The organism is Variovorax sp. E3, from assembly GCF_016082275.1.
Taxonomy (GTDB): domain Bacteria; phylum Pseudomonadota; class Gammaproteobacteria; order Burkholderiales; family Burkholderiaceae_C; genus Variovorax.
This window is the reverse complement of record NZ_MOWM01000206.1, coordinates 1-10984: the sequence shown is the minus strand read 5'-3', so window position 1 is coordinate 10984 and position 10984 is coordinate 1. Positions and strand designations below refer to the sequence as shown.

The following is a 10984-nucleotide window of genomic DNA, read 5'->3' as shown; positions in this document are numbered from 1 at the left end:
CCTCGTTGGCCGCTGTAGTCGTCACTGTGTGCACCAACCCTGAGTCCGCGTCCACACCGATGTGCGCCTTCATCCCGAAGTGCCATTGATTGCCCTTCTTCGTCTGGTGCATCTCAGGGTCTCGTTCGCCGCTCTCGTTTTTGGTGGAACTGGGCGCCGCGATGATCGTGGCGTCCACGATGGAGCCTCTCTTCAGAAGCAGTCCCTTCCTGGCCAGGTGGGCGTTGACCTGCTTGAAGATGTCTTCGGCCAGGTCGCTGGCCTCCAGCAAGTGGCGGAAGTTCAAGATCGTCGTCTCATCTGGGATCGATTCCATCCCCAGGCCTGCGAACGTGCGCAGCGAGGTGATCTCGTAGAGGGCTTCTTCCATCGCTGGATCGCTCAGTGCGAACCAGTTCTGCATCAAATGCACACGCAGCATGGCTTCGAGCGGATACGGTCGACGCCCGCGCCTGCCACGGGGTAGTGCGGCTCGATGACCTTGAGCAGCGCCTTCCAAGGCACGACCAACTCCATCTCGCGAGGAAGACTTCCCGGCGTGTCTTCTTCCTCTTGCCCGCATGCTCGGCATCCGAAAAACTGATCTGGCTCATCGCTGGCGCTCCTTCAGCATGCGTGATCAACGTGCAGAGCGGCCATCCGTGGACTTGATCAGATGTTCCCTAAGCGTTCGGGGCGCTGATGCCCCAGCGCGCCAGCGCCGCGTCGTCGCTCACGCGCGCATCGACCCAGCGGGCGCCTTCGGGCGTCTGCTCTTTCTTCCAGAACGGCGCCTGCGTCTTGAGGTAGTCCATCAGGAACTCGCAGGCCTCGAAGCTCTGGCCGCGGTGCGCCGACACCACCGCCACCATCATGATCTGGTCCAGCGGCTGCAGCAGGCCCACGCGATGGATCACGCGCGCGCCGAGGATGTCGAAGCGCTTGTGCGCTTCGTCGATCATGGCCTCGATGGCCTTCTCGGTCATGCCGGGGTAGTGCTCCAGCTCCATCGACGAGACGCTGCTGCCGTCGTTGCGGTCGCGCACGGTGCCCACGAAGCTGCAGACGGCGCCCACGCGCTTGTCGCCCGCGCGCAACGCGGCGACCTCCTGGCCCAGGTCGAAATTTGCCGTCTGGATGGAAACACGTGCGCCGCTCATGCCGGGATTGTGGCATCGCGATAAACTGGCGTGATGCCTTGTCTCGCCACGCTCTTCCCGGTGCCCCCGCACCCCGAGGGCCGCCGTGCGTGCCAGGGCAGCAACAAAGCCAAAAAACCAAAGCTCGTCTGACCGGAGCCGAGGTTCCGTCGTCGGATGAGCGACGGAACCTGCAAAAGGCCTTGGCCCCCATTGGGTTGCGCGCGCATCGGACGGTGGTTCTTTCCATCGGTCGATTCCTGAAAGGAAGCCCGCGTGCCTCAACAACAATCCAACGCCACCGCTGCAGCCCCCGATTTTTCCGGCTTCTGGGTGGCGCTCGTCACCCCGTTCCGCGACGGCGCGGTAGACCATGCGGCCCTTGCCGCGCTGGTCCGCCGGCTCGCCAATGACGGCGTGACCGGCTTCGTGCCCTGCGGCTCGACCGGTGAAGCCGCCGCGCTCGACGAGGCCGAGCAACTGGCAATGCTCGACACCGTGCTGGAAGCCGCGGGCAACCTGCCGGTCGTGATGGGCATTTCGGGCTATCACCTGGGCAAGGCCACGGCCTGGGCTCGCAAGCTCTGCGAACGCCCCCTGGCGGGCCTGCTGGTGGCCGCGCCGCACTACGTTCGTCCCTCGCAGGCCGGGCTGCTCGAATGGTTCCGCGCCATCGCCGACGCCAGCACGGTGCCGGTGCTGGTCTACGACATTCCCTACCGCACCGGCGTCACCATCGCCCGCGACACGCTGCTGGCGCTGGCCGGACATCCGCGCATTCGCGGCATCAAGGACTGCGGCGGCGACATGGCCAAGACGCGCGCCGTGATCGCCGACGGCCGGCTGCAGGTGCTGACGGGCGAAGACCACCAGATCTTCGGCACCATGGCCGAAGGCGGCGTGGGCGCCATCGCGGCCAGCGGCCATGTGCAGACGCGCCGCTTCGTGCGGCTGGTGCGTGCAATGGCCGAGAACCGGCTGCCCGAGGCGCGCGCCGAGTGGCAGGCACTGCAACCGCTGGTGGAGCTGCTGTTCGCCGAGCCGAACCCCGGCCCGGTGAAGGCGCTGCTCGCGCACGCGGGCGAAATGCAGGACGAACTGCGCTCGCCGATGACCCGCGCATCCGACGATCTGCGCGAGCGCCTGGTCGCGCTCGACGCCCGGCTCAGCCGCCCGTGACGGGTGGGAAAAAAGCGACTTCGCAGCCTTCGCGCAAGGCCGAAGCCTCGTCGCTCATGACCTGATCGAGCGCCATGCGCACCGCCTTGCCTCGCGCGAGCGCGGTGGCGTAGGCGCCGCCTCTTGCAATGAGTTCGTCGCGCAGGGCCGCGAGCGTTTCCACCTGCGTATCGATGCTCTCGCTGCTGCGGGACAGCGCCTCGCGCACCGAAGCGAAATAACGGATCTGGACTTTCATTCGATTCAGCCCAGCAGCGACGCGAAAGGAATGAAGTTCACGGTGTCGCCCGACTTGATCGTCTGGCCCGCCGGGTTGTCGACCACGCCGTCGCCCCAGACCATCGACGTGAGCACGCCCGAGCTCTGGTTGCCGAACAGCTCGAGCCCGCCGGCCGCATTGCGCCGCGCGCGCAGAAACTCGCGGCGCTTGTCGGCACGCAGCCAGTCGAAATCGGCGCGCATTTGCACCGGCTCCGGCGTGACGCGCGTGGCGCCCTGCAGCGTCAGCAGGAACGGCCGCACGAGCATCAGGAAAGTGAGGAAGCTCGACACCGGGTTGCCGGGCAGCCCCGTCACATGGCACGCGCCCTGCCCGTTGGCACGCGCGATGGCGCCGTAGGCAAAGGGCTTGCCGGGCTTCATCGACAGCGACCACAGCTGCAGCTCGCCGAGCGACTGCAGCGCGGCGCGGATGTGGTCTTCTTCGCCGACCGAAACGCCGCCGGTCGTGATGATCAGGTCGCTGGCCTCGGCCGCATCGCGCAGCGCGGCGATGGTGGCTTCGCGGTTGTCGGGCACGATGCCCAGGTCATTCACCTCGCAGCCCAGGCGGTGCAGCAGCGCGCGCATGAAGAAGCGGTTGGAGTTGTAGATGGCACCGGGCTTCATCGCGTCGGGCGCGACCTCGCCGGGCATCACCAGTTCGTCGCCGGTCGAGAGCATGGCCACGCGCGGCCTGCGCGCCACCTGCAGCCGGTCGAAGCCCACGCTGGCCGCGAGGCCGAGCGCGGCGGGCGTCAGGCGCTCGCCCTTTTTCAGCACGACGTCGCGCGAGGCCACGTCCTCGCCCGCGCGGCGGATCCACTGGCCGGCCGCCGGCACGATGGCCACGCGCACCGAGCCCAGGCTGCCCTCTTGCGGCGTGGCGGTGGTGTCTTCCTGCATCACGACCGCGTCGGCGCCTTCGGGGATCTGCGCGCCCGTGAAGATGCGCGCGGCCGTGCCGGCCGCCAGCGGCGTGCCCACGGTGCCGGCCGGGATGCGCTGCGCCACCGCCAGCTCGGCGCCGGGCGCGGCGCAGTCGGCCACGCGCACGGCATAGCCGTCCATCGCGCTGTTGTCGCGCGGCGGCACGGTGAGGCCCGAGACGAGGTCTTGCGCCAGCACGCGGCCGTCGGCGTCGAAGGTGCCGACGCTTTCGGCCGGCAGCGTCGGCTGCGCCTTCGCGAGCAGCACGGCGATGGCCTCGTCGAGCGGCATCAGCGGCGGACGCGACGAAGAAGCGGAAAAGGGAACGGGTGAATCAGCCATGGTGTTCGGGGTTGTATTCGAAGCGGTCGCCGCTGTCGATCAACCACTTCGCAATGGCCTCGGCGTCGTTGAGGTCGAGCAGCGGGCGAGCGGTGGGTTCCGGCAGGCTGCCGGGCGCGTCGGTGGCGATGGCGGTGACGAAGGGGTCTTCGATGTAGAGCGCCGGGCGCGGCGGCTCGTTGCCGTCGGTCGGACGCCAGATCTCGATCTTGAGCACGTCGCTGTGCCGGAAGCCCTCGACCAGCACCCAGTCGGCCGCCGGATGCACTTCGGCCAGCAACTGGTGCACGCTGAGTTCGACGGGCACCTCGAACTCGCGCATCACGGCCAGCCGCCGGTCGGAGGCCACCACCACCTCGAAGGCGCCGGCCTCGCGGTGGCGGTAGGTGTCCTTGCCCGGATGGTCGATGTCGAACTTGTGGTGCGCGTGCTTGACCACCGACACGCGCTGGCCGAGCCGCTTGAGCGCCGGAATCAGGCGCTCGAGCAGCGTGGTCTTGCCCGCGCCCGAATAGCCGGCAAAGCCGACGACCTTCATGCGCGCGCCCGACCGTGGTCAGTCACAGTTCTGCGCGATGTAGGCCTTGACGGCTTCCGCGTCGGCCGGCAGCTTGACGACGCGCTTGGGCAGCGCCTCGATGCCTTCGAACTTCTTCGGGCGCGCGGGCTCTTCGCCCAGCGCCTCGACCAGCGTGGCCGCGAACTTGATCGGCAGCGCGGTCTCCAGCACCACCATCGGCACGCCCGGCGCGAGGTGTTCGCGCGCGGCCTTCAGGCCGTCGGCGGTGTGCGGGTCGACCAGCGTGGCAAAGCGCTTGTCGGTGTCGCGGATCACGGCCAGCCGGTCGGCGTGCGTGCTGCGGCTGCTCTTGAAGCCGAAGCGCTCGGCGGCCTGCTTGAACGCCGGGTCGGCGCTCAGGTCGAAGGCGCCCTGGGTGCCCAGGTCGTCCACGAAGAGCTGGCGCAGCTTGGCGGCGTCGCGGCCCACCAGGTCGAACACGAAGCGCTCGAAGTTGCTGGCCTTGCTGATGTCCATCGACGGGCTGGAGGTCTCGTGCGTGTCGGCGGCCGCGCGCACGCGGTAGATGCCGGTGCGGAAGAACTCGTCGAGCACGTCGTTCTCGTTGGTGGCGACCACCAGCGTTTGAATGGGCAGGCCCATCGAGCGTGCCACGTGGCCCGCGCAGACATTGCCGAAGTTGCCCGACGGCACGGTGAAGCTCACCGGCTTGTCGTTGCTGGCGGTGGCCTGGAAGTAGCCCGCGAAGTAATAGACGACCTGCGCCAGCAGCCGTGCCCAGTTGATCGAGTTGACCGTGCCGATGCGGTACTTGCGCTTGAAGCCCAGGTCGTTCGACACCGCCTTGACGATGTCCTGGCAGTCGTCGAACACACCGGTGATGGCGATGTTGTGGATGTTCTCGTCCTGCAGGCTGAACATCTGCGCCTGCTGGAACGGGCTCATGCGGCCGTCCGGCGAGGTCATGAAGACGCGCACGCCCTTCTTGCCGCGCATGGCGTATTCGGCCGCGCTGCCGGTGTCGCCGCTGGTGGCGCCCAGGATGTTGAGCTCGGAGCCGCGGCGCGCCAGTTCGTACTCGAACAGGTTGCCCAGCAGCTGCATCGCCATGTCCTTGAAGGCCAGCGTGGGGCCGTTGGACAGGGCCTCGAGGTACACGCCGTCCTCGAGTTCGCGCAGCGGCACGATCTCTTCGGAGCCGAACACGTCGGCGGTGTAGGTCCTGGCGCAGATCGCCTTCAGGTCGGCCGGCGGAATGTCGTCGATGTAGAGCGACAGGATCTCGAAGGCCAGCTCGGCATACGACAGGTCGCGCCACTTGGCGAGCGTGGCGGTGTCGACCTGCGGGTAGTGCTCGGGCAGGTAGAGGCCTCCGTCGGGCGCCAGGCCTTCGAGCAGGATTTCGCAGAAGCGCTTGCGGTCGGGGTGGCCGCGGGTGCTCAGGTAGTTCACTTCAACTCTTCCTTGCGGATACGCACGATGGGTTCGAGCACGGTCGGCAGCGCCTGCAGCTCGGCCAGCACGTCGTTGACGGTGCCTTCGCGCGCGTCGTGCGTGAGGATGATGAGGTCGGTCTGCGTGGAGCCTTCGCCGCCCACTTCGTCGGCTTCGCGCTGCAGCACGGCGTCGATGCTGATGCCGGCCGTGGCCAGCAGGCCCGTCACCTTGGCGAGCACGCCGGCCTGGTCGGCCACGCGCAGGCGCAGGTAGTAGCTGGTGACGACCTCGGTCATCGGCAGCACCTTCAGGTCGCTCATGGCGTCGGGGTGGAAGGCCAGATGCGGCACGCGGTGCGCGGCGTCGGCCGTGTGCAGGCGGGTGATGTCGACCAGGTCGGCGATCACCGCGCTGGCGGTCGGCTCGCTGCCCGCGCCCTTGCCGTAGTACAGCGTGGTGCCGACAGCGTCGCCGTGCACCACCACCGCGTTCATCGCGCCTTCGACGTTGGCCAGCAGGCGCTTGGACGGCACCAGCGACGGGTGCACGCGCAGCTCGATGCCCTTGGCGGTGCGCTTGGTCACGCCCAGCAGCTTGATGCGGTAGCCCAGTTGCTCGGCGTACTTGATGTCCTGCGCGGCGAGCTTGGTGATGCCCTCGATGTGGGCCTTGTCGAACTGCACCGGAATGCCGAAGGCAATGGCGCTCATCAGCGTGACCTTGTGGCCGGCGTCGACGCTTCGATGTCGAAGGTCGGGTCGGCTTCGGCGTAGCCCAGGCGCTGCGCTTCCTTGAGCACGGTCGCGAAGTCCAGGCCCTTGTCGCGCATCTCGGACAGGATGAAGTTGGTGGTGCCGTTGATGATGCCGGCGATCCACTGGATGCTGTTGGCCGTGAGACCTTCGCGCAGCGCCTTGATGATCGGAATGCCGCCGGCCACCGCGGCCTCGAAGGCCACCATCACGCCCTTGGCATGCGCGGCCGCGAAGATCTCGGTGCCGTGCACCGCGAGCAGCGCCTTGTTGGCCGTGACCACGTGCTTGCCGGCCGCGATGGCTTCGAGCACCAGCTGCCTGGCGATGCCGTAGCCGCCGATCAGCTCGATGACGATGTCGATGTCGGGGTTGGCGATGACTTCGCGCGCGTCCGCAACGACCTTGACGCCTTCGCCGGCCACTTCGCGGGCGCGGGCGGTGTCCAGGTCGGCCACCATGGTGATCTCGATGCCGCGGCCGGCGCGGCGCTTGATTTCTTCCTGGTTGCGCTGGAGCACCTTGAAGGTGCCGCTGCCGACCGTGCCTGCGCCGAGCAGGCCTACTTGGATGGGTTTCATTGGGAGAGTCGCGTTCATGGTTTGGATGGGGTGGCGGCCGGCGCGGTCACGACGACGCGGCTGACGTAGCGCGGCAAGGCCCAGGCACCGCCGGCGAAGCCACGGCACATGCCGTCGCCCGTGGCGCCGGTGCGCACGAAGTCCTTGCCGTTGAAGTTCCAGGTCTCGGTCGACCAGCAGTCGCCGACGCCGCGGCCCTTCATGGAAGAGCTGACGCTGGCGTCCTTGTCGTTGAATTCGCCGCTTGCCTCGAGGGACACGGGCGCATAGGGCGGCTTGTCGTTGGCGATCCAGAGCAGCGTGGCGTAGTTGTATGCGCCCACGCCGCAGCCCAGCGACAGCAACACCTTGCGCTCGTTCAGGCGGTTCACTTCGATCGACTTGGCGCTGACCTGCTCCTGGTTGTTGCACTGCTCGAGCGCGTCCTTCAGGTCGAGCGACGGGAAGATGCGCGCGGCCAGCGCGTCGTCGCCAGGGCGCGCCTTCGGCGGCTTGGGCACATTGACGACGGGCATGGGCACCGGCGGCAACACGGAAGACTCGGGCCTGGCGCCCTTGCGCACCAGCGCGCCCGGCGTGCCGACGCGGCCCTGGGTTTCGTCCATCTTGAGCAGCACGGCATTGAGGCCGGCGAGCGACAGCGTCCACTTCTTGCCGCCGTCGGCCGTGACGGTGGCCTCGTCGCCCTTGAGCAGTTCAGGCAGCACCGCGCGGACCTGGCTGCCCGTGAAGCTGGCGGTTCCGGCTTCGAGGCCGGAGACGGTGGCCTTGCCGACCTTGAAACGCAGCGTGCCCTTGACACTGTCGTCATCGCCGATCTGCAGCTGGACGTCGAGGGCCGTGTCCGGCCCGGCCACGCGGGTGATCAGCATCGACACCTGCTGGTGCTCCCCCGTGTCGGCCTGGTAGCCGGCGGCGCGGCAGGTCAACGTGTTGTCGCAGGCCAGTTCCCAGTCGTTGTGCGTGAACGCGACCGGCGCCTTGCCGGCAGCGCCGGCGGACAACGCGATCAGGAACAGCGCGGCAGCGACGCAGGCGGATTTCATGAGCCCGTCTTGCGGCGCAGGCGGTACTGCTCCAGGAACTTGGCGATGCGGTTGATGGCCTCGCGCAGGTCGTCTTCGTGGGGCAGGAACACGATGCGGAAATGGTCGGGCGTGGCCCAGTTGAAGCCGGTGCCCTGCACCAGCATCACGCGGGTTTCCTTCAGCAGCTCAAGGAAGAACTGGCGGTCGTCCTCGATCGGGTAGACCTCGGGGTCGAGCTTGGGGAACATGTAGAGCGCGGCGCTCGGCTTGACGCAGGTCACGCCCGGAATGGCGGTGATCAGCTCGTAGGCCAGGTCGCGCTGGCGGCGCAGGCGCCCGCCGTCGCACACCAGATCGTTGATGCTCTGGTAGCCGCCCAGGGCCGTCTGGATGGCCCACTGGCCCGGCACGTTGGCGCACAGGCGCATGTTCGAGAGCATGTTCAGGCCCTCGATGTAGTCCTGCGCGGCGCGCTTGTCGCCCGACACCACGAGCCAGCCGGCGCGGTAGCCGCATGAGCGATAGCTCTTGGAGAGCGAATTGAAGGTCAGCGTGAGCACGTCGGTCGACAGGCTCGCAATGGCGGTGTGCCTGACGCCGTCGTACAGCACCTTGTCGTAGACCTCGTCCGCGAAGATCACGAGGCCGTGCTCGCGCGCGATGGCCACGATGCTCTTGAGCAGCGCGTCGGAATACAGCGCGCCGGTCGGGTTGTTCGGGTTGATGACCACGATGCCCTTGGTGCGCGGCGTGATCTTGGCGCGGATGTCGTCCAGGTTGGGCATCCAGCCGTTGGCCTCGTCGCACAGGTAGTGCACCGGCGTGCCGCCCGACAGGCTGGTGGAAGCGGTCCACAGCGGATAGTCGGGGGCCGGCAGCAGCAGCTCGTCGCCGTCGTTGAGCAGCGCGTTGGTCGACATGGCGATCAGCTCGCTGGCGCCGTTGCCCAGGTAGATGTCGTCGAGGGTGACGCCCGCGATGCCCTGCTTCTGCGTCTCGTGCATCACGGCCTTGCGCGCGGCGAAGACACCCTTGCTGTCCGAATAGCCCGCCGAGGTCGGCAGGTTGCGGATCATGTCCTGCTGGATTTCCTCGGGTGCGTCGAAGCCGAACACGGCGAGATTGCCGATGTTGAGCTTGATGATCTTCTGGCCGTCCTCTTCCATCTGCTTGGCGGCGTCCATGATGGGACCGCGGATGTCGTAGAGAACGTTGGCCAGCTTGGCCGATTTCTTGAGCTGCTTCAAAGGGCCCTCCCGGGCGCGGATTAACGGGTTGAGACGGTTTGGTTACGTGAAGATACAAAGCCGACCCGGTCTTGCGAACCGCGTCGAAGAAAGCCCTTGCGAGGCCTCTGGCGCTGGGGAAAACCTATAATTTGACCACAGTTCCCAGTGCCCAGATGAAGCTCCAGCCCGACAAATCAGACGCCCAATCACTCACCGCGCACGGCCCCGGCTGGGTGGCGATCAACAACGAAAAGGTCGAGGGCAGCGTGGTGGTGGGCTCGCGCGGCGAGCGCTTCGAATGGCACTGCGCCAGCTTCGACCAGATCGGCCCGGAACACTTCGCGCAACTGGCCTCGCTGGGCGCGGAACTCATCATTTTCGGCAGCGGAAACCGCATCCGGTTTCCCCAGCCCGCCTGGCTGCAGCCCCTGATGGCGCAGCGCACCGGCGTCGAGACCATGGACACCGCCGCCGCCTGCCGGACCTACAACATCCTGGCCGGAGAAGGCCGCCACGTGATCGCCGCTCTGCTGGTCGAGAGCCCGGCGGGTGGCTGATAGAGGTGTTTTCGGGGTAAAATACTAGGTTGCGAACAGGCCAGCTACCCCAAAGTTAGCAACGACCAATCCTCCATTCGTCGAGCAAGCCCGAAAAAGGCTGAGAGGGCTCGAGGAACGGAATCTAACGGAGAAAACAAGTTTCATGGCGATCGTTGTCAACAAACCCATTCCTGAATTCGACGCCAACGCCACGGGCGCCTCAAGGTCTCGAATACCTCGCATCTCGGCCACGTGCTGGTCATGTATTTTTACCCGAAAGATAACACTCCGGGTTGCACAACCGAAGCCATGCAGTTTCGCGACCGCTACAAGGACTTCGAAAAAGCCGGCGCCACCGTCTTCGGCGTGTCCCGCGACAACATGAAGTCGCACGACGAATTCAAGGCCAAGCTCGAGCTCCCCTTCGAACTCATCGCCGACACCGAAGAAAAAATGTGCCACATGTTCGGCGTGGTCAAGAACAAGATCATGTACGGCAAGAAGGTCAAGGGCATCGAGCGCAGCACCTTCCTGATCGGCGCCGACGGCATCCTGAAGGCCGAATGGCGCGGGCTCAAGGTTCCGGGGCACGTCGACGACGTGCTCAAGGCGGTCAAGGCGCTCAAGAAGGCGGCCTGATCACCGCAAGCGCCGGAAGCGCGCTTTCGCGGCGTTGCGTGGGAAATGCCCAACGCAACGCGCAAAAGAGCCTCCGGTGCGTCATTTGCGGTGTGCATAATGGCCTCATGCCGTTGAGCTCCACGACCGCATCCCCCGAACAAAGCCGCCTTGGTCTTCAGGCGGCTTTTTCGTTTTCTGGTTCCCACTTCCTGCGAGCGACCTGACACATGCCATTGCCTCCCGCCCCCACGAACGCGCCGCATTGCTCTCGCCGGATGCGCTCGACGCGCCCGCCCGGTCTTCGCACAGGGTTCGCGCCGCGCCGCCGACCAGCGCGCGGACGACACCCCCGCGAGCGGCCCGCAGCCGCTGGAACTGTTCGACAACCTCGGCACCGAGGCTGCCGGCGGCGCCAATGCCAACGCGGCACCCGCCCGCCCGGCACGCCGG

The 10984-nt window shown here is 66.9% G+C and carries 9 protein-coding genes and 3 pseudogenes; 3 read left to right on the top strand and 9 right to left on the bottom strand.

The features are described 5' to 3' along the window. Positions 1-593: pseudogene (locus BMG07_RS37235) on the bottom strand (IS5 family transposase); the annotation flags it as partial. A gap of 69 nt (positions 594-662) precedes the next feature. Next, positions 663-1139 carry a molybdopterin synthase catalytic subunit MoaE gene (gene moaE / locus BMG07_RS37230; protein WP_198088695.1) on the bottom strand — a complete coding sequence of 159 codons (477 nt, stop codon included), beginning with the start codon at positions 1137-1139 and terminating at the stop codon, positions 663-665. 255 nt (positions 1140-1394) lie between these two features. Between moaE and dapA the strand changes: the two genes are divergently transcribed. Further along, entirely contained in the window at positions 1395-2297 is a 903-nt protein-coding gene (dapA, locus tag BMG07_RS37225) for a 4-hydroxy-tetrahydrodipicolinate synthase (protein WP_198088694.1), read from the top strand. On the opposite strand, the gene moaD is transcribed toward dapA, so the two are convergent. The 7 genes and pseudogenes from moaD to BMG07_RS37190 all read right to left on the bottom strand — a co-directional run bounded on the left by moaD (position 2284) and on the right by BMG07_RS37190 (position 9392). Continuing rightward, on the bottom strand, positions 2284-2535 hold the full coding sequence (gene moaD, locus BMG07_RS37220) for a molybdopterin converting factor subunit 1 (protein WP_198088693.1): 252 nt from the start codon (positions 2533-2535) through the stop codon (positions 2284-2286). The genes dapA and moaD overlap by 14 nt on opposite strands. A 5-nt stretch (positions 2536-2540) precedes the next feature. Continuing rightward, on the bottom strand, positions 2541-3827 hold the full coding sequence (gene glp / locus BMG07_RS37215) for a gephyrin-like molybdotransferase Glp (RefSeq protein WP_198088692.1): 1287 nt from the start codon (positions 3825-3827) through the stop codon (positions 2541-2543). Further along, positions 3820-4365, bottom strand: coding sequence for a molybdopterin-guanine dinucleotide biosynthesis protein B (gene mobB / locus BMG07_RS37210; RefSeq protein ID WP_198088691.1), 546 nt, complete (start codon positions 4363-4365; stop codon positions 3820-3822). The genes glp and mobB overlap by 8 nt, the downstream gene beginning before the upstream one ends. Positions 4366-4383: 18 nt before the next feature. Continuing rightward, positions 4384-5799, bottom strand: coding sequence for a threonine synthase (gene thrC / locus BMG07_RS37205; protein WP_198088690.1), 1416 nt, complete (start codon positions 5797-5799; stop codon positions 4384-4386). Then, a pseudogene (locus tag BMG07_RS37200) lies at positions 5796-7117 on the bottom strand (homoserine dehydrogenase). The gene thrC and the pseudogene BMG07_RS37200 overlap by 4 nt, the downstream one beginning before the upstream one ends. Before the next feature lie 14 nt (positions 7118-7131). Next, complete coding sequence (locus tag BMG07_RS37195) at positions 7132-8163, bottom strand: DUF1176 domain-containing protein (RefSeq protein ID WP_198088689.1); 1032 nt, start codon at positions 8161-8163, stop codon at positions 7132-7134. Then, on the bottom strand, positions 8160-9392 hold the full coding sequence (locus tag BMG07_RS37190) for a pyridoxal phosphate-dependent aminotransferase (RefSeq protein ID WP_198088688.1): 1233 nt from the start codon (positions 9390-9392) through the stop codon (positions 8160-8162). Before BMG07_RS37190 ends, BMG07_RS37195 begins: the two co-directional genes overlap by 4 nt. Before the next feature lie 155 nt (positions 9393-9547). Here BMG07_RS37190 and BMG07_RS37185 point away from each other — a divergent pair, with 155 nt between their 5' ends. Further along, a complete protein-coding gene (locus BMG07_RS37185) occupies positions 9548-9931 on the top strand; it encodes an Mth938-like domain-containing protein (RefSeq protein WP_198088687.1) in 384 nt (127 codons plus the stop codon). 145 nt (positions 9932-10076) lie between these two features. Continuing rightward, positions 10077-10552, top strand: a pseudogene (locus BMG07_RS37180) (peroxiredoxin). The last annotated feature ends 432 nt before the right edge of the window (positions 10553-10984 follow it).